This window comes from Mycobacterium paraffinicum (genome assembly GCF_025822865.1).
Lineage (GTDB): Bacteria > Actinomycetota > Actinomycetes > Mycobacteriales > Mycobacteriaceae > Mycobacterium > Mycobacterium paraffinicum.
This window is the reverse complement of the sequence record NZ_JACKUR010000014.1, coordinates 148380-167586: the sequence shown is the minus strand read 5'-3', so window position 1 is coordinate 167586 and position 19207 is coordinate 148380. Positions and strand designations below refer to the sequence as shown.

Sequence of the window (19207 nt, the reverse complement as noted above, 5' to 3'; positions counted from 1 at the left end):
TTATGGGCCAGCCTCCCCCAACGCCATAGCGAACTGCTCAATCGCCCAGTCGATCTCCTGCTCGGCGATCACCAGCGGCGGCGCGAACCGCAAGGTCGAGCCGTGAGTGTCCTTCACCAACACACCACGATCGGCCAGCCGAAGACTCAGCTGCTTGCCGCTCCCGAGCGCGGGGTCGACGTCGACGCCGGCCCACAGTCCCAGGCCGCGCACCGCCAGCACGCCGTGGCCCATCAGTTCGCGCAGGCGCGCGTGCAGGTGCGCGCCTAACTGCGCCGAGCGGGCTTGGAACTCGCCGCGGCCCAGCATGGAAACCACGGTGGTGCCGATGGCGGCCGCCAACGGGTTACCGCCGAAGGTGGAGCCGTGTTCGCCGGGATGCAGCACCCCCAGGACCTCCTTGTCGGCGACCACCGCCGATAAGGGCACCACGCCGCCGCCCAGCGCCTTGCCGAGCAGGTAGACATCCGGCACCACGTCCCAGTGATCGCAGGCGAACGTGTAGCCCGTGCGCGCCAGTCCGGACTGAATCTCGTCGGCGATCATCAGCACGTCGTGCTCGCTGCACAGGGCGCGCACGGTAGGAAGGTAGCCGTCGGGCGGAACGACGATGCCCGCCTCGCCCTGGATCGGCTCGAGCAAGACCGCGACGGTGTCGTCGTCGATTGCGCGGGCCAGCGCGGCGGCGTCCCCGAAGGGCACGGAGCGGAATCCCGGGGTGAACGGTCCGAATCCGTCCCGCGCCGCGGGATCCGAGGAGAAGCTGACGATGCTGATCGTGCGGCCGTGGAAGTTGTTGTCCGCCACGACGATGTTGGCCCGCCCATCGGCAACGCCCTTGACCTCGGCGCCCCACTTACGGGCGACTTTGAGCCCGCTCTCCACGGCTTCGGCGCCCGAGTTCATCGGCAACACCAGGTCTTTGCCGCACAGCCGGGCAAGGGCGGCGCAGAATGGGCCGAGGGCGTCGGAATGGAAGGCGCGGCTCACCAACGTGACGGTGTCGAGCTGGGCGTGGGCCGCCGCGGTGATCTCGGGGTTGCGATGGCCGAAGTTGACCGCCGAATAGGCGGCCAGGCAATCCAGATAGCGCCGGCCCTCCACGTCGGTGATCCACGCACCCTCGGCGCTGGCCGCCACCACGGGCAACGGCGAATAGTTGTGCGCCGCATAGCGTTCGACCAGGCCGATCGCCGTCTCGGTTTGGGTCGAAGTCCGGGCGTCGAGGATCGTCACGGAAACACCTCCAATGTGCAGCACTTGACCGAACCACCGCCCTTGAGGAGCTCGGACAGGTCGACGCCGACCGGCTCGAAACCGGCCGCACGCAGCTGTGCGGCGAAACCCGTTGCCGCGGCGGGGAGGACGACGTGCAGGCCGTCGGAGACGACGTTGAGGCCGAGCACGAACGCGTCGGCGCTTGCGACCACGATCGCGTCGGGAAACAGGGCCTGCAGTTGGTGCTGCGCGGCGGCGCTGAACGCCGGCGGGTAGAACGCTATGGTGCGGTCGTCGAGAACCGCCAGCGCGGTGTCGAGATGATAGAAGCGCGGATCCACCAACTCGAGCGAGACGACCGGCACCCGCAGCGCCGCGGAGATTTCCGGGTGCGCACGCCGGTCGGTGCGAAAGCCATAGCCCGCCAACACCGTTTCCCCGACCAGCAGCAAGTCGCCCTGCCCCTCGTTGATATGACGGGTGGAAACCGGCCGGTACCCGAGTGAGGACATCCATTCGGCGTAGGCGCGTGATTCGCCCGCCCGTTCGGCGAATCGAAACCGCGCGACGATCGCGACGTCGCGCGCGACGAATCCCCCGTTGGCGGCGTACACCATGTCCGGCAGCCCGGGCACGGGCTCGATCACCTCCACCCGGTGCCCCAACCGCACGTAGGTCGTGCGCAGGGCGTCCCATTGGGCCACCGCGACGCCGACGTCGACGGGCGTGGCGATGTCCATCCAGGGGTTGATCGCGTACTCCACCGCGAAAAACTCCGGCCGCGTCATCGCGTACCGACGGGCCCGCGGCGTGCGCACGAGCGTTGCAGGCGCGGGTGCCGCCACGTGCGAATCCGTCATAGATCAACGGTATTTCCGCCACCCTAAACAAGCAAACGACGTTTCTTGCGCGTCTATAGTTGATTTATTGCGCGATAGCGCGCGTCACGGCGATTTATTAAGGAGTCACGGATGGACCGCCTGGATGAGACGGACGAGCGCATCCTCGCCGAGCTGACCAGAAATGCACGGGCCACCTTCGCGGAGATCGGCCAGACGGTGAACCTCTCGGCGCCGGCGGTCAAGCGTCGCGTCGACCGGATGCTCGACGATGGTGTGATCAGGGGCTTCACGACGGTCGTCGACCCCAGCTCGCTCGGCTGGAAGACTGAGGCCTACGTGCAGGTGTTCTGCCACGGCACGATCGAGCCCGATCGGCTCCGGGCGGCGTGGGTGGACATGCCCGAGGTGGTCAGCGCGGCAACGGTCACCGGCACGTCGGATGCGATCCTGCATGTGCTGGCCCGCGACATGCGTCATCTGGAGGCGGCCCTCGAACGCATCCGCTCGAGCGCGGACATCGAACGCAGCGAAAGCATCGTCGTGCTGTCGAACCTCATCGACCGGATGCGAACTTAGCGGCGTTGCGCTTCCGGCGCGAGCGTAACGACACTGCGAAATTCCCGTCGATTGTTCACAGTCCCGTTACGCTCGCGGCGTCAGCGCCTTTCGAACCAAGCGCCTCAGCCTCGACGGCCGCGGCGTCGGCGATCGGCGAGATGCATAGGGCCACGGACGGTTTCGCTCCCGGACGGAACTCGCCCTGGCCTGCTTGAGCTCGGTCCGCAGATGCTGACGCACGCTGTGCAGATCCGGGTCGGTCCAACGGTTGATCGCTTCGAACGGGTCCGCGGTGAGGTCGTATAGCTCCCACTGGTCGTCGAGCGGGGAAGTCCGGTAAGCCTCTCCCCCGAGCCCGTTGGCCGCCAGGTGCCGCACTCCTGGCTCCGTCCAGGTGCTCGGGTCGTCGAAAGTGCGCACCAGCTTCCAGAGATGGCCTGCGCCACCGGTAGCCGACGCCTCGTCGACGCGGACCACCAGCCCCTCGAAGTTGGAGGCGGTGTGGGCGGGGACCCGGATGCGCAGCGGTGCAGGCGGATCGACGGTTCGCTTCAGGCGGCGAGCCAATCCCGAAGCGCCGCTGTCCCCTTCGAGCATGTTGTCGCGGGTCATCAGGTAGACGGCGCGGGTCTCGTCGGCCGCGGCACCGTCCACGATGGGCATCAGGTTCCGCCCGGGCAGCTGATGCACTTCCGAGAACGACTGGGCCAGCGTGGCGGTCGCCGCCGCGACATCGACGCCCGCCGCCGCCAGCAGCGTGGGGACCAGGTCGACGTGTGAGGTGGGTGCGGTGACGAGCCGTGGCCGCGTCGAGCGCTCACCGATGCGCGCGATGACGAAGGGGACGCGGGTGGCCTCGTCGTAGAGGTTGAACCACTTTTGGTGTAGACCGCCGTGCGCGCCCAGTAGTTCGCCGTGATCGGCCGTGCGCACCAAAACAGCGTTGCGTGAGCCGCGTTCGGTGACTGCCCGCCTGACGCGGTCGATCGGTTCGTCCACCTCGGCGTGCAGCCGGTAGTACAGGTCGCGGTAGCGCTGCGCGTTGCGTCCATAGGTCCGCTCGATGGCGGGCGCGGGGCCGTAGCCGGAGTAGTAGGCCTCGCGAAAGGCGATCTGCGCCGCCGGTTTCGCGGACAGGTCTTCATCCGCGGTGGGCGCGGGGGGCACCGCGGGCGGGTCGAGTGGCGACGGCTGGACCGGGCTTCGCCGCGACCAGGTCGGGAACAGCACGATGTCGTGGGGATTGACGAAGCTGGCGACCAGGAGGAACGGGCGCAGCGCGGCGGGGTCGCCGTCGCGGCGACGGGCGTAGCGGTCGGTGAGCCACGCGACCACCCGGTCGGCGATCAGCGGGTCGCGGCGGATACCGGCGTCGGCCAGCGCCGCCCCATGCGGCTCCGGGCCGACCCACCCCGAGAATCCGAACGGCCCCAACGGATCCGCCTCCAGGTAGCGCCGCACCGCGGCGGCGTCGACGACACCGTCCGCATCGTTGGTCGCCAGCGGCCCACCGGTCCTCGGGTCGGTGAGGTCGGCGTGCGAGATGTGCCACTTGCCGTCGTAGTGGGTGTCGTAGCCGGCAGCCCGCAGCCAATTGCCCAGCGTGGGCACTTCGGCCTGGCGCAGCCAGCGCATGCGCGAATCGCCTGCGGTCTTGCCGATGCCGTCGGTCTGGGTGACGCCGTGCAAGTCGGGATAGTGCCCGGTGAAAATCGTTGGGCGGCTTGGCACGCAGGCCAGCGAGCCGGTGTAGTGCCGAGTGAATCTGACGCCGTGGTCGTCAAACCACTTACGACCGGTCAGCGTCCGGTCGCGCCAGGCGAGCACGTCGGGAGCCTCGTACGGCGGCACCGCGCGCTCCTCGTCCGTCATGACGACGATGACATCGGGGCGATCAGACACCAGCATGCTCCAATCGATGCGCAAGGCCGGCGAGCATTGCTTCGGACTGCCGCGCGAGGACGCGGCACAGGACCCGTTCGGCCAGCTTTTGCGTTGGGCGGGGCCCGATTTCGACGGTGCTGGTGAGGGTCACCGCCGTCGCGGCGGCGGAATCGCCGGCGCCGGTTGCCAGCGTCCAGCGGTTGGACACCCTGCGCAGGCGCCTGGGCAGGCCTTCGATGTCGTAGCCGAGGGTGCGGGGCGGGTCGAACTCGGTGATGCGCTCGACGAGCGCGTCGCGGTTGACCTGCACCCGCCGGACGGTCCCGACGGGAGCTCCGTCCGGTCCGGAAGACAAGATGCACGAGTGGTCGACATTGCCGGCCCACGAACTGATCGCCCCGAAGTCCGCGAGCGTCTCCCAGATGTCACCGATGCGAGCCGCGATCGTGCGAGTCTGGTGGATGTCGGCCACGGGCTCACGCTACGCGAATGATCAGCGAGTCAGGTGGAATATCGTCTCGATCGCCACGGCGGCACCGCTGATCGCCAGGGTGACCGCGAGCGTCGCCCAATCAGCGAACCTCGGCCGCGCCGGATCGGCGGACAGTTGACCGATGCCACCGCGGGCGGTGATCGCGTCGCCCATCTCATCGGCACGCCGCAGGGTCACCACGATGGCGGCGGCAACCAAGTCGATCGAGTTGCCCGTCGTCTGCCGAACCCGAGCCTTGCGACCCTGCGGCATGTGGTTGGGCCGCAATCGACGGGCGGCGTAGAGCACCTGGAATTCCTCGATCAACAACGGGAAGGCGCGTAGCGCCAGGGCCAAGGCCACCGCCCACTCGTCGACCGGAATCCGCAGCCATTTGAACGGGCGGCCCAAAATGGCCAGCGCCGGCGCGATTTCGGCGACGTTGGTGGTCCAGGACACCATGGCCCCGAGCCCGAGCAGAACGACCGACAGCGCGGTGATCCGCAGAAAGTTCAACGCTCCGCCGACCCAGATGTTGACGCCGTGAATCGAGATCATCGGACTACCGCCGGCCAACGCCGCGGTCACAAAACCCAACGCCAGGAGGACCCACAGCCACCGCGGAATCGAAGGAACCGCACCACGCGGGATATGTGCGATCCAGACCGCCGCCACCACGAGCACGGCCACCGCCCCGATGGTCACCCAACCTGGATAGAGGGTCAGCAACACCGAAACACCGAATACCACCAGTAGTTTGGTGCCTGCCCACAAGTTGTGAATGGCCGACCTTCCGGGCACCGGAACCAGCAGGACCACCGGACGAGAACCGCGCCGTTTTCTACCTGATGCGGAGGATGAGGTTGCGGTCACGCCACACCCCCGGCCGTGGCGGTGGCCGACAAAGACTGCAGCGCGCCATTCTGCAGATGCAAGACCCGCGGGCACACCTCTTCCAATCCGACGAAGTCATGCGAGATAACCACTACGGTCAGGCCTCGGTGACGGCGCAGATCGGCCAGCAGGCGCAGCAGGCCGCGCTGGCTGCCGATGTCCAACCCGGCTAACGGCTCGTCGAGGATCAACACGCGCGGCGAGCACGCCAGCAGTCCGGCCAGCACCACCCGTCGCATCTCGCCTCCGCTGAGCTGGTCGATGCGGCGATTGCCCATCGCGGGCTCCAGACCGACCGCACCCAGAGCGGCGGCCACGCGGTTCACGTCGCGCTCCGAAAACCCGGCCACGGAAGCGATTTCCAGGCCAACGTGGCTGCGCATCAATTGCAGCCTCGCCGTCTGAAACGACAACCCCACCGCACCGACGTGCTCACGGATGGGCTCACCGTCAAGCAAACAGGCACCGCTGGTCGGAACGGTCAGTCCGGCCATGATCCACGCCAGCGTCGACTTGCCAGACCCGTTCCCGCCGTGGATCAAAATCCCGTCGCCCTGTTCGACTACGAAGCTGATACCGCGCAGCGCGGTCTTCTGCCAGGGCGTGCCACTGTTGTATTCGTGTCGGACGTCGACGATTTCGAGTACCGGCCTGCTGAAGGCCCGCTTGACTGCGATGGCCGGCGCCGGGGGCGGGGCCGTCTCGACCATGCCGGCGTTGTCGGGGGAATCGCTGAGGTTGATGGTCCGGTCCGCCGACGCGGCCTCATTGTCGAAATGCGTGATGTGCACCAGCGCGGTCCGATGCCGTTGGGGAAGGCCTGACAGCACGTTCAACAGGACGTTGCGGCCCTGTTGATCGACCATGCTGGTGAACTCGTCAGCGATCAGTAGCGCCGGTTCCCGGGCGAGCGCCGCGGCCAGGGCGAGGCGCTGCAGTTCCCCGCCGGACAGGCTGCCGGTATCTCGCTCGGCAAAACCCTCGAGACCTACTTCGCGGAGCAAATGGTCGACATCGACCTCGGTGCCCGGCGGCAACCCCCAGACCACATCATCGGCGACCCGGGTCCCCAAGACTTGGCTCTTCGGGTGCTGCAGAACGAGCGCCGTGCCGCCCAACATGCCCAACCCCACCGCGCCCGGGCGCTGAACGGTACCCGACGTCGGTTGCCGACCCGCCAAAATCAGCGTCAACGTCGTCTTTCCGGAACCGTTGGCGCCGATGACGGCAACGTGTTCTCCGACTTGGAGTTCCAGGCTGATTTCACGCAGGGCGTCTTGCTTCGCGTGCGGGTAGCGGAACCGGACCTTGTCCAATCGCACCGGGACCGGCCCGATCACTGCGCCGGGCGCCTCGTCGGGGGCGTCGAGTTTGTGCACGTCCGGAACGTTGCCCATCCGTGCCAGCAAGCGCGAAAGCGCCCACCAACCGATCAACGACGAGAACATCACCCCGTAGGTGACATAGCCGAGCATCAGCCACGGCCAGTAATGCAGCCCGAATTCGAAGCACCGCTTAACGTCCGCGCCGAGCCATTGCAGGTCCACCCGGCTGAGGAATGCGACAACACCATCCACGTTGGCCGTCATCACCTGAAAAATCAGATGCCGCAGCCGATTCAGCACCATCAACATGCCGACCGTTGCGGCGGCGACGACGACCCCTACGACGAAGGACGAGGCGAGCACCGTTGGGGTGCCCCTGCCCCTGCGTTTCACGAATCCGGTCAACCCGCCGATGTATGCGCAGTTGACGACGGTCAGGAAACTGCCCAGCCCCGAGATGAGGAAGGCGATCATTCCGGCAGCAAATGTCGCGGCGAGCAGCACTCGCAGCCGGTAACGGTAGGCCAGCAGTGCAATCGGCACCGTGCCCAGCAGCGCCAATCCCTGGGCGAACGGAATCACCCCGGCGATGATCGCGATCACCGCGCAGAGCGCCCCCATGACCGATGCCTGTGCCAATTCGGCCGGTTGTAAAGGACCACCCCGACGGCGCGAACGGACGGGGCGACGGGCATTCACTTCACTGATTGTGCCAGGGCGCGGCGCCGAGTCGGTTCATCACACTGAGTAACTTCCGACCCGGTTCGGTCGGCCGCCCCTCGTCTCACTTAGCAAAGCTATGGAACTATGGATACATGGACAGAGTTGTCGAGACCGCAAACATCGAGGCCCAACATCTGGGCGCGGATTTGCTCGCCGTGGTGGCGCGGCTCAACCGGCTGGCCACCCAGCGGATCCAGATGCCCTTGCCTGCGGCCCAGGCCAGGCTGCTTGCCACGATCGAAGCGCACGGAGAGGCCCGGATCGGCGACCTCGCCGCCGTCGATCACTGCTCGCAACCGACCATGACCACGCAGGTGCGCCGGCTCGAGGACGCCGGGCTGGTCACCCGAACCGTGGACCCTGGCGACGCCCGCGCAGTCCGGATCCGCATCACCCCCCAGGGGAAGCGCACGCTCAACGCGGCTCGCGCCGACCGTGCCGCCGCGATCGAACCGCAACTGGCGTTGCTCGAGCCGGTGGACCGCCAAGTGCTGACGGATGCGGTCAAGGTATTGCGCCGGCTTCTCGACAATGCATCGGTGGCGGGCCGGCGTAACACGCTGTGATCGCAGGACCCCGGTGGATGGACGGCGGCCGGCAGGTAGACACTAAGTCGAGCTGACCGGCGTGAGGAAAGGTGGCGGCCATGCGGCCCGAGGCTTCCGCGTTCAGAGCCTCTCCGTTGACCGTTTGGGTCGGGTCGATGAGGTTCGACTTCGCCCCGGGCCGAGACGTGATCGTCGGCTACGGCCCGGGCAGCGACATCGCCCTCGAGCGGTTCCTGAATCCGGCGTCGCCGCCGCCACCGCCGCGCCCTGAGGTGGTATTGCGTTACGCCGGCACCCACTGGGTGGCCATCGACCTGAGCCACAACGGCATCTTCGTCGACGGTGCACGGGCCTCGACGGTGAACATTCGCGACGGTCAGGCGATCAGTATCGGCGACCCGCAGCGGGGGCCCCGGCTGGTATTCCGCACCGGTCAACCTTCCGGCCCGCCCGGGCAAGCTCCGCGTCCGGCCCCTCGGCCCCCCGCTTACCCGCCGCGCCAGCCCCCGCCTCCTCCCCCCGTCGCACCGACCCCCGCCCATCCGATCGATCCGAACCTGCGCGCGCCGACCCAGCGCGAGACCCAGCGCATGCGCGTCGTGCCGCCGCAACCGCCGGCGGTCGAGCCGCCCGCCCGCCCCGACCTGCCACCGCCCGCCGAGCGCGCCGCCGCAGCCGAGGCCCGGGACAAGGGTGGCCCGGGCCTCATCGAGCGGATGATCACGTCGAAGCTGCGCGTCGCGCGCCCCTCCTTCCGCACCGCGGAGGCGAATGCCACCTATCGCTTGCCACTCAAGGCCGACGCGCGCACGGTGGGGGTGGTCGCATACCAGCTGGGTCTCGGCGTCGACGGACGCGAGATCGTGTCGGACATCTCGTTCGCGGCGCGCCCGGGCATATTCACCGCGGTCGTCGGGCCGTCGGCCGCACGCAACTCCGCGCTACTCGGGCTGCTCGCAGGCACCAGGCAACTCAGCTCCGGGCGGGTCACCGTCGACGGCCACGACGTGCACGCCGAGCCGGAGTCCATGCGCACCCGCATCGGCATCGTCTCGTCCGAGGACCGTCTGCATCGCCAGCTCACCGTCGCCCAGGCCCTGAGATATGCCGCCGAAATTCGCCTGCCGCACGACATTTCACCCGAGCAACGCGACCGCGTGGTCAGCCAGGTTCTCGAGGAGCTCGAGCTGACACCATTCGAGTCCAGGCGGATCGGCAAGCTTTCGCCCGAGGTGCGCCGGTGCGCCGCGCTGGCGGTCGAGCTCATCACCCGGCCGACACTGCTCGTCGTCGACGAGCCGAGCGCCGGTCTGGACGCGGAGCAGCAACGCCACGTGATGGCAATGCTGCGGCGTCAGGCCGACATCGGCTGCGTGGTCGTGGCCGCCGTGTCGTCGCAGACGTCGTTGACGAACCTCGACGTGTGCGACCAGGTGCTGGTTCTCACCTCCGCCGGGACGCCGGCCTTTCTGGGCCCGCCACTGCAGCTCGAGGCCGCGATGGGCACCGCCGACTGGTCGAAGGTGCTCGAGCGGGTGAGCGCCGACCCAGACGGAACCCACCGTGCCTTCCGCGCCCGGCCGCCGGCATCGACGTTGACGGCGCCGCCGGAGATCACCGCCCCGTCGCCGCCCCCTGCCGAGCCCGCCATCATGCGGCAGATCCGGCTGCTGGCCCGCCGCGACGCCCGGCTCATTTTCGCCGACCGCCTCTATTTCGTGCTCTTGGCGATCTTGCCGTTCGCGCTCGCGGGTCTGACCCTGTTGATACCGGGCGATTCGGGCCTCGCCCGGCCCGGGCCAGGCAGTACTCACCCGCACGAGGCCATCGAGATCCTGGCTGCGCTCAACGTCGCCGCGGTGATCATCGGCACCGCGCTGACCATCCGGGCCGTGGCGCGCGAGCAGCGCACCTTCCGGCGCGAGCAGGCCCTCGGGCTGTCGACCGTGGCCTACCTGGCCGCCAAGATCCTGGTGTTCGGGCTGGCCGCGGCCATCCTGACGGCCATCGTGTTCGTCGTCGTCGTCGCCGACAGGGGCGGACCCCCGCGGGGCGCCACCTTGCTGCACAACGCCACGGTCGAGCTGTATGTGAGCGTGGCGGTGACGGCCATCGTGTCCGCGGTGGTCGGGCTCGCGTTGTCGGCGCTGGGGACGTCGCTGCGTGAGGTGTTGCCGCTGCTGCTGCCGGTGGTCCTGGCGTCCGCACTGTTCAACGGAAGCCTCGTTCAGCTGGTGAGCAAATGGGGCTTCCAACAGGTCTCCTGGTTCGTCCCGGCCCAATGGGGCTTCGCCGCGTCGGCCTCCACCGTTGACCTGCGCAGGGTCGACGGGCTGGCCGCCAACTCGCAGATGTGGACCCACTACAGCGGCTGGTGGGTGTTCGACATGACGATGCTGGTGCTCTTCGGCGTCGCGGCCGCGTGCTTCGCCCTCTATCGGCTGAGGCCGGTCGTCCAGCAGCAGATCCCCAAGCCGTCACATCGCGAACAACAGAAACTGAGTGACCTGACTCGGTGAGAAGTTGTTGTCGCTGACCAGCACCACCGATTGACGACCGTCGGGCAGCTTCGGCCCCAGCGTGATGCCCTCGACATTGTCGAGGGGCGACAGTCCCGGCGTGGCGGACAGGTCGACCGCCAGGGTCTTGCTCATCGGCGTCACGGCCGCGTCCTTCATCGAGGGGGTGGCCAAAACGTCGGTCGCCGCGCCGATCTCGGCCCGGTAGATCCGCACGGTCGGCGGCATGGCGGAGGACCGTTCGATCACCAGAAACGTGGTGTCCGACACCGCGACCAGGTCGGAGAGGCCGTTGACGTCGGCGGGCGGTGTGGGCGGCTCCACCGGGTAGGCGTACTGGGCGGTGGGCGCCCCGGAGGCGACGTCGAACTTGGTCACCCGGGTGAGCACGCGGCGGCCGTCGTCGCTGACCGGCCCGTCGTTGTAACCGGGGTCCTCCATCGCGGCGAACAGCGCTCGGCCGCCGGGCGTCAGCGCCAATCCCTCCAGCGCCTTGTTCCTGCGCGGACCCGTGGGCTGCGCGGACATCGCCAAGTTCGCCGGCAGCGTGAACTGGCCGAGGTAGGCGCCGTCGAGCGCGGCCGATCGAACCCACGGGTCGAGCAACAACGGTCCCGCGGTGCGCCGCTCGCCTTCGGAGGACCAATACAGCCGTTGCCGGCCGGGATCGAAGGCAATGCCCTCGGGATCGGGGGGAATGGCGGGCGGCGTGGCGTCCGGCCTGAGCCCCGGGAACGGCTGGCCGGACCGGTCCAGCAGCGGGCGGGTGCCGGTGAAGGTGACACTGTCGATTCCCTTGTCCGACAAGGACAATTGCACAGTATAAAAGCGGGCCGGATTCTTCTCGGAGCGGTCGTCGCTGATGACGTAATAGAGGTCACGGCCCGCGTCATAGCTGAGCGCCGACAACCCGCCGATGACGGTGTCGTCGAAGGCGGCGTCGAACGGGATCCGCGACTGACCGAGGTAAGTCAGCATCGGCGCCGGAGTGGGCGGGTGCGCGGGCGTGCATCCCCCCAGCAACAGGGCGAGACACACGAACGCCACCGTCAGACGGCACATACCCGAGAAGGTATCGCCGAGCGTGCACTCAGCGCGAGAATCGGGCCTCGACCTCGCACTGGATGCACGCTCGGCGAAAACACCAATTGGCATCAGTCCGTTATTCCCGCGATGGGAACCGCAGGATACGGTCGGGTTATGGCGCCAGACACCGCAACCATTGCCGAGCAGCTGCGCAACGCCCTCGACGGGCGTTGGCGGGACACGAGAAATCAGCTGCGATCCACCATGAGTGAGGATCTCTTCCGGCCGCACTACACCCCGAACACGGTGATCGCGCGCACCAAGGTGGCCGAGCAGATGAGGATCATGGCCGCGTTCGGTGCTGCGGCCGACAACTTCCGCAAGGAGCACGGCGGCACCGGCGACATCGGCGCGGCGATCACGATGATCGAGATGCTCGCGATGTCGGACCTGTCGTTGATGGTGAAGGCCGGTGTCCAGTGGGGCCTCTTCGGCGGCGCCGTGGAGAACCTGGGCACCGAGCGTCATCACGAGGCGTACGTGAAGAAGATCATCAGCCTCGAGTTGCGGGGCTGCTTTGCGATGACCGAGACCGGGCACGGCAGCGACGTCCAGTCGCTGGAAACCACTGCGACCTACGATCCCGAGAGCGAAGAGTTCGTCATCGACTCCCCCACGCCGACCGCGCGCAAGGACTACATCGGGGGCGCCGCCGAAACGGCGACTATGGCAGCGGTATTCGCCCAACTGATCACGCACGAGGACGGCAAACCGCTTCACCACGGCGTGCACTGCCTGATGGTGCCGATCCGCGACGCCGACGGCAACGACCTGCCCGGGGTGACCACCTCGGACTGTGAATACAAGGGCGGCCTGCCCGGCGTCGACAACGGCCGCATCGTGTTCGACCACGTACGCGTCCCGCGGGTGAACCTGTTGAACAAGTACGGCGACGTGGCGCCGGACGGCACCTACAGCTCGCCGATCGAGAATCCGAACCGCCGATTCTTCACCATGCTGGGCACGTTGGTCCGCGGACGGATCACGGTGGGCGGCAGCGCGGGCGCCGCGGGTCGCGTCGCGCTGGACATCGCCACGCGATACGCGTTGCAGCGCAAGCAATTCAGCGCACCCGATGACGAATCCGAGGTGCTGATCATGGACTACCTGGTGCATCAGCGCCGGTTGTTCCCTTTGATCGCAAAGTCATACGCGCTGCAGTTCGCCCAGAACGAGCTGGTCAGTAAATGCCACGACATCCAGACAGCGGACGCCGTCGACGCCGACGAACAGCGCGAATTGGAGGCGCGCGCAGCCGGGCTGAAGGCGGCCAACACATGGCACGCGTCCCGGGCGATTCAGGAGGCGCGAGAGGCTTGCGGCGGCGCGGGCTACATGGCCGAGAATCGGTTGGTCGCACTGCGCGGCGACACCGACGTCTTCACCACGTTCGAGGGCGACAACCACGTGCTGACGCAGTTGGTGGCCAAGGAGCTGCTGACGGCTTACGCCGACGACATCCGCAGCATGAGCCCGGTCGAATGGGTGCGTTTCGCCGCCAACACCGTCGGTGAGCGTGTCGTCAAACGCACTGCGGCCGAAACGATTATCCAAACCATCGTGGACTCCCGACAGGACAGCGAGGAAGAGGGTAGCCTCTTCAACCGCGGCACGCAGATCAAAATGTTCGAGGACCGCGAGGAATATCTGCTGGCGTCCGTCGCGCGTCGACTGCAGGCCAAATCCAAGGAGATGTCGGAATTCGATGCCTTCAACACGGTGCAGGATCACGTGCTGCACGCCGCTTCCGCGCACATCGATCGGGTGGTGCTCGAAGCGTTCGTCGCAGGCATCGACGCCTGCCCGCACGACGAGACCCGCGAACTGCTCGGCATTGTGTGTGACCTGTACGCGCTATCGGTGATCGAGGACGACAAGGCCTGGTACATCGAGCATCGCTACCTGTCCACCGAGCGGGCCAAGGCCGTCACCCGCGGTATCAACGATCGGTGCCGCGCGCTGCGCCCGCACGCGCAAACGCTCGTCGACGGCTTCGGGATTCCGGAGCAGCTGCGCTACGCCGAGATGCTGCACCCGGAAAACTTGGCGGATGAGATCACGAACTGACGGACGCCTTGATGGCGTTGTAACGCAACGCTATTGATTCGGGATTTTGCCGAGCGCCTTCAGCTTGCCGTCCGGGCCGATCTCGAACTTCACCGTGCCAACGCCGGTGGGACAGCAGGGCTGATCGTTGCCCTTCAACCATTGGTACTGGACGGCGACGGCGTCATCGGATGGCGGCAGAACGGTGATGTACGGCTTGGGGTTTGGGGTCGGTGTACCCAGCGGGGTGTTGTGATCGAAGAACACCAGCTGCTGCCCGGTGGTTTCACTGGCAATCGTCGGGATGATCTGCACCCAGTACAAGCGGCACTTCTTGGCATGTCCGCGAGCGATTTCCACCCACGTCGTACCGGGGACGGCGATCGGGACCGAGGCGATGGCCCGCTGCACCGTGGCGGGCGTCGGTCCGTCGGAATCCTTGCACTTATCGGTTGACACCGGCGGCGAACCGGCTTGCTTCGAGCCGCAACCGGAGGCGAGCAGGATCAGCAGGATCACAATCAGCCGACGCACTCGGTGAGCTTAGCGAAGGCTGTGAATGTCCCATTTGTTTGGTCGGAGACCGAGTTCCGACAGGTAAACAGCCTGGCCCCGCCGGTAGCCTTGAGCGGAGCCGGCGGGGTCGACGATGATCCACCCTGAGCTGGGGATATGCGGCTTTTCCAAGACATCACGCAGGCTCTTTCGCCGGTGAGAGGAAGCCGTAAAGCGGGGGAAACTCCGGATATCCGGTGCCGAAACATCCTCGTCGCACCATTCGACGTAAGCCCGTTGCGCTCAAAGGAGGAAGTGCGTGACCAGGGAGTCCATGGCGTCACAACACGATGCCGTGAACACCATGTGCGCATACTGCGGCGTCGGCTGCGGGATGGTGTTGCAGGTCACAACCGATCCCGAGAGCGGTCGCCGTCACATCGCGAAGTCGACTGGAAACAAAGAACATCCAGCCAACTTCGGCCGGTTGTGCACCAAGGGGGCAACCACTTCCGACTTGCTCGGTGCGCCCGGCCGGATGGAATCCGCACACGTACGCACCGACCGCGGTGAGCCCGTCGAGCCCGTCGATATGGACCGGGCTATCGCCCAGTGCGCGAACCGGTTACGCGCGATCATCGACACGCATGGCCCGGATTCCTTCGCGATGTACGTGTCGGGCCAGATGTCCATCGAGGCGCAGTACCTGGCGAACAAGCTGACCAAGGGCTTCATCGGCACCAACCAGATCGAGTCGAACTCGCGGCTGTGCATGGCCAGCGCCGGTTCCGGCTACAAGCTCTCCCTGGGCGCCGACGGACCACCCGGCTCATACCAAGACTTCGAACACGCCGACGTCTTCTTCGTCATCGGCGCCAACATGGCCGACTGCCACCCCATCCTGTTCTTGCGGATGATGGACCGCGTCAAGGCGGGCGCAAAACTCATCGTCGTCGATCCGCGCCGCACCGCGACCGCCGACAAGGCCGACCTGTTCCTCCAGATCTCCCCCGGTTCCGATCTCGCATTGCTCAACGGGTTGCTGCAGCAGATCGTTGAAAACGGGCACACCGATCCCGCCTTCATCGCCGAGTTCACCGAGGGGTGGGAGGCGATGCCCGACTTCCTGGAGCAGTACACCCCGGACAAGGTCAGCGAAATCACCGGGATTCCCGAAGAACACATCCGCGCGGCGGCCCGGATGATCGGCGAGGCCCAGAATTTCGTGAGCTGCTGGACCATGGGCCTCAACCAGAGCACGCACGGCACCTGGAACACCAACGCCCTGTGCAACCTGCACCTGGCCACCGGAGCGATCTGCAAACCCGGCAGCGGACCCTTCTCGCTCACCGGCCAGCCCAACGCGATGGGCGGCCGCGAAATGGGTTACATGGGGCCGGGACTGCCGGGCCAGCGCTCGGCCCTATCCGCGGAGGACCGCGCCTTCACCGAAGACCAGTGGGGTATCCCCCGCGGGACACTGCGCACCGAGGTCGGCACCGGCACGATCGACATGTTCTCCCGGATGGCCAGCGGTGAAATCAAAGCGTGCTGGATCGTGTGCACCAATCCCGTTGCTTCCGTTGCTAATCGGAAGACCGTGCTGGCCGGCCTGGAGCGTGCCGAGTTGGTCATCACCCAGGACGCCTTCCTTGAAACGGAGACCAACGAATACGCCGACGTGCTGCTGCCGGCGGCCCTGTGGTCGGAGGCCGAGGGTGTGATGGTCAATTCCGAGCGCAACATGACGCTTTTTCAGCCGGCCGTCACCGCGCCGGGTGACGCGATGCCCGACTGGCAGATCATCGCCCGGATCGCCTGCGAGATGGGCTTTTCGGACGCTTTCAGCTACGGCTCCGCCGAAGAGGTCTTCGAAGAGATCAAGCGGTTCTCGAACCCGAAGACCGGCTACGACCTGCGCGGCGTCAGCTACGAACGGCTGCGTCAGGGGCCGCTGCAATGGCCGTGCGCACCCGGGAGCACGGGCGACCGCAACCCCATTCGTTACCTCAACGACGGCGTCAGCCAAGCCCGGCTGGTCCGCGAGGACGGCAGCTCTCCCCGGCTGGCCTTCCCCACCGCGAACGGCCGTGCGGTGTTCTTCGCCCGTCCACACCTCCCGCCCGAGGAAATGCCGGACAACGACTACCCGTTCCTGCTGAACACCGGTCGCCTGCCGCACCAGTGGCACACGATGACCAAGACCGGCAAGGTCGCCAAGCTGAACAAGCTCAATCCCGGGCCGTTCGTGGAAATCCACCCCGACGACGCCGCACGGCTGCAGATCGCCGAAGGCGACGCGATCGAAATCGCCTCCCGCCGCGGTCGCGCCGTGCTGCCCGCCGTGATCAGCGACCGGGTGCGCATCGGTAACTGCTTCGCCCCGTTCCACTGGAACGACGTGTTCGGCGAATACCTGGCGATCAACGCGGTCACCAACGACGCGGTGGACCCGATCTCGAACCAACCGGAATTCAAGGCGTGCGCGGTCACGTTGGCGAAAGTCTCTGTCGCCCCAGCGGATCCGAGCACCGATACACCAGAAGCCGCTCCCACGGAGGTGCTGGAAATCAGCGCGTCACAGGTCGACGCCCTTGCCGACTTGCTCGGCGTCGCAACCAAACCCGCGCCGGAATTCGACGAGCTCGGCCGCTCCTACCTTGCCGGGATGTTGACCGCACTTTCCTCGGATGCGGGCCGGCGCACCGCCGGGGTGCCGACCCTGCCGCAAAGCGCCCCCTTCGATCCCGGCACCCGGCTGTGGGTGGATGGCCTGCTCGCGGGCCTGTTCTCGCGTGCAGGCGCCCCCAGGCCGGCGCCGGCGCCGGCGGTCGAGGAACCGACGATCCAGCCGCCCGAAGCCAAGCCCGCCAAACGGGCACCCGTCGTGGTGCTGTGGGCATCGCAAACCGGGAACGCCGAAGAGCTCGCCGCCGATATCGCCGCCCGGCTGGGCAACGCCGACGTGCCGGTCTCGTTGCGCGCCATGGACGACTTCCCGGTGGGTGAACTGGCGACGACTCGGGAGCTGCTGCTGATCACCAGCACCACCGGTGACGGTGAACCGCCGGACAACGGCGCCGGCTTTTGGCGCGCGTTGACAACCGACGGCGCAACGAAGTTCACCGGCACCCGCTACGCCGTGCTCGCGCTCGGCGACTCCAACTACGACGACTTCTGCGGCCATGGCCGCAAGCTCGACGAGCGTTTGGCCGAGTTGGGGGCGACCCGCATCGTCGACCGGGTCGACTGCGAACCGGACTACGACGACGCCGCGGGCAAGTGGGTGAGCGGCGTCATCCAGGCGCTCGCGCGCACTCCCGCGCCGGTGGGCCGGGATGGTGGTGCGGCGGCCACCGCCTCGACTGCCGCACCGGTTCGGCCGGCCAACGGCTCCGGACCGGTCGGATACACCAAGAAACACCCCCTGATCACCGGCATCGTCCGCAACACCGTGTTGAGTCAGCCGAAATCGACAAAAGACGTGCGGCATTTGGTTTTCAGCCTGCCTGAAGAAACCGTGAGCTACGAGGCCGGTGACGCGCTGGGGGTGTGGCCCCGCAACAGCGACCGGTTGGTCGACGAGTGGCTGGCGGTCACCGGACTGGACGGGCAGACACCCGTCGAGGTCGGCGAGCAGGGTCTGATGTCGCTGCGCTCCGCGCTCACCGAGCGCATCGAGATCGCCCACATCAGCCGGGACCTGGTGCGGTTCGTGCAGGAGCGCACCGGTGACTCGACGCTCGCCGAGCTGCTGAAGCCGGAAAACAAGCGCGCACTGTCGGATTGGTCGTGGGGGCGCCAGTCCATCGACCTGCTGGCACAGCACCCGGTCTGGGCGTCGGCCCACGAGTGGCTGCGGGTGCTCAAACGCCTTCAGCCGCGGCTGTACTCGATCTCGTCGAGCCCCAAAGAGTGCCCCGGGGAAGTTCACCTGACCGTCTCGCCGGTGCGCTACAACTTTCAGGGCGTCCCGCGCCGTGGGGTGTGCTCGACCTACCTTGCCGACCGCTCACCCGGTGATCGGGTCGCCGTCTACCTGCAGTCGTCGAGCAACTTCCGGCCACCGGGCGATTCGCACACGCCGATGATCATGATCGGCCCCGGCACCGGAATCGCACCCTTCCGCGGGTTCCTGCAGGAGCGTCGCGCGCTCGGGCACACCGGACCCAACTGGCTGTTCTTCGGCGAGCAGCACGCCGCCACCGACTACTACTACCGCGACGAACTCGAAAAGATGCGTGCTGACGGGTTCCTCACCGAGTTGGACCTCGCGTTCTCGCGGGACCAGCAGCAGAAGGTCTACGTGCAGCATCTGATGCGCAAGCGTGGGGCCGAGCTGTGGCGCTGGCTGCAGGACGGCGCCCAGCTGTACGTCTGCGGTACCGCGGACCCCATGGCTAAGGACGTCGACCGTGCGCTCTGCGAAATCGCGGCCGAACACGGCAACCTCGATCCCGATGGGGCGAAGGAGTATGTCCGGTCGCTGAGCGCCGACAAGCGCTATCACCGCGACGTCTACTAAGCCTGCCGGGTCGCGCGACCGTAATACGACGGAAACTTCGCGCGCCTGTCGCTGAAACAACCTCGCTGCACC

13 protein-coding genes and 2 pseudogenes are annotated in these 19207 nt (G+C 67.1%); 7 read left to right on the top strand and 8 right to left on the bottom strand.

Annotation, left to right across the window (positions count from 1 at the left end):
• Together rocD and ddaH are read right to left on the bottom strand one after the other, a co-directional pair.
• Positions 1 to 1236, bottom strand: a complete 1236-nt coding sequence (gene rocD / locus H7J89_RS04345; RefSeq protein ID WP_264036798.1) for an ornithine--oxo-acid transaminase — start codon at positions 1234 to 1236, stop codon at positions 1 to 3.
• Positions 1233 to 2078, bottom strand: coding sequence for a dimethylargininase (gene ddaH / locus H7J89_RS04340; protein ID WP_264036795.1), 846 nt, complete (start codon positions 2076 to 2078; stop codon positions 1233 to 1235). Before ddaH ends, rocD begins: the two co-directional genes overlap by 4 nt.
• A 111-nt stretch (positions 2079 to 2189) precedes the next feature.
• On the opposite strand from ddaH, the gene H7J89_RS04335 reads away from it, so the two are divergent.
• Positions 2190 to 2636, top strand: a complete 447-nt coding sequence (locus H7J89_RS04335) for an Rv2324 family transcriptional regulator (protein ID WP_067206810.1) — start codon at positions 2190 to 2192, stop codon at positions 2634 to 2636.
• A gap of 66 nt (positions 2637 to 2702) precedes the next feature.
• Here the strand turns inward: H7J89_RS04335 and H7J89_RS04330 are convergent, their stop codons facing one another.
• Genes H7J89_RS04330 through H7J89_RS04315 form a run of 4 tightly spaced genes read right to left on the bottom strand, consistent with a single transcriptional unit; the run spans position 2703 to position 7892 of the window.
• The gene (locus H7J89_RS04330; RefSeq protein WP_264036792.1) at positions 2703 to 4520 is read right to left on the bottom strand and encodes a sulfatase-like hydrolase/transferase; all 1818 of its coding nucleotides are present in this window, start codon (positions 4518 to 4520) and stop codon (positions 2703 to 2705) included.
• Positions 4513 to 4974: an SRPBCC family protein gene (locus H7J89_RS04325; protein WP_264036789.1), complete on the bottom strand. Its 462-nt coding sequence runs from the start codon at positions 4972 to 4974 to the stop codon at positions 4513 to 4515. Before H7J89_RS04325 ends, H7J89_RS04330 begins: the two co-directional genes overlap by 8 nt.
• Positions 4975 to 4995: 21 nt before the next feature.
• The gene (locus H7J89_RS04320; RefSeq protein ID WP_264036787.1) at positions 4996 to 5847 is read right to left on the bottom strand and encodes a CbiQ family ECF transporter T component; all 852 of its coding nucleotides are present in this window, start codon (positions 5845 to 5847) and stop codon (positions 4996 to 4998) included.
• A complete protein-coding gene (locus H7J89_RS04315) occupies positions 5844 to 7892 on the bottom strand; it encodes an ATP-binding cassette domain-containing protein (RefSeq protein WP_372513709.1) in 2049 nt (682 codons plus the stop codon). Before H7J89_RS04315 ends, H7J89_RS04320 begins: the two co-directional genes overlap by 4 nt.
• 116 nt (positions 7893 to 8008) lie before the next feature.
• Here H7J89_RS04315 and H7J89_RS04310 point away from each other — a divergent pair, with 116 nt between their 5' ends.
• Together H7J89_RS04310 and H7J89_RS04305 are read left to right on the top strand one after the other, a co-directional pair.
• Positions 8009 to 8482 carry a MarR family winged helix-turn-helix transcriptional regulator gene (locus tag H7J89_RS04310; protein WP_264036785.1) on the top strand — a complete coding sequence of 158 codons (474 nt, stop codon included), beginning with the start codon at positions 8009 to 8011 and terminating at the stop codon, positions 8480 to 8482.
• An 80-nt stretch (positions 8483 to 8562) separates the two neighbouring features.
• Positions 8563 to 10983 carry an ATP-binding cassette domain-containing protein gene (locus H7J89_RS04305; protein ID WP_264036783.1) on the top strand — a complete coding sequence of 807 codons (2421 nt, stop codon included), beginning with the start codon at positions 8563 to 8565 and terminating at the stop codon, positions 10981 to 10983.
• On the opposite strand, the gene H7J89_RS04300 is transcribed toward H7J89_RS04305, so the two are convergent.
• The gene (locus H7J89_RS04300; protein WP_372513708.1) at positions 10942 to 12045 is read right to left on the bottom strand and encodes an esterase-like activity of phytase family protein; all 1104 of its coding nucleotides are present in this window, start codon (positions 12043 to 12045) and stop codon (positions 10942 to 10944) included. The two genes, H7J89_RS04305 and H7J89_RS04300, sit on opposite strands and share 42 nt — an antisense overlap.
• Before the next feature lie 138 nt (positions 12046 to 12183).
• Between H7J89_RS04300 and H7J89_RS04295 the strand changes: the two genes are divergently transcribed.
• On the top strand, positions 12184 to 14136 hold the full coding sequence (locus H7J89_RS04295; RefSeq protein ID WP_264036781.1) for an acyl-CoA dehydrogenase family protein: 1953 nt from the start codon (positions 12184 to 12186) through the stop codon (positions 14134 to 14136).
• A 30-nt stretch (positions 14137 to 14166) separates the two neighbouring features.
• On the opposite strand, the gene H7J89_RS04290 is transcribed toward H7J89_RS04295, so the two are convergent.
• Positions 14167 to 14634, bottom strand: a complete 468-nt coding sequence (locus H7J89_RS04290) for an LppP/LprE family lipoprotein (RefSeq protein ID WP_264036778.1) — start codon at positions 14632 to 14634, stop codon at positions 14167 to 14169.
• A 310-nt stretch (positions 14635 to 14944) separates the two neighbouring features.
• Here H7J89_RS04290 and H7J89_RS25875 point away from each other — a divergent pair.
• From H7J89_RS25875 to H7J89_RS04285, 3 genes and pseudogenes are all read left to right on the top strand, one after another.
• Positions 14945 to 15064: pseudogene (locus H7J89_RS25875) on the top strand (hypothetical protein); the annotation flags it as partial.
• An 84-nt stretch (positions 15065 to 15148) separates the two neighbouring features.
• A pseudogene (locus H7J89_RS25870) lies at positions 15149 to 16369 on the top strand (molybdopterin-dependent oxidoreductase); the annotation flags it as partial.
• A complete protein-coding gene (locus H7J89_RS04285; RefSeq protein WP_372513715.1) occupies positions 16355 to 19135 on the top strand; it encodes a bifunctional nitrate reductase/sulfite reductase flavoprotein subunit alpha in 2781 nt (926 codons plus the stop codon). The pseudogene H7J89_RS25870 and the gene H7J89_RS04285, both read left to right, overlap by 15 nt.
• Positions 19136 to 19207 lie beyond the last annotated feature (72 nt).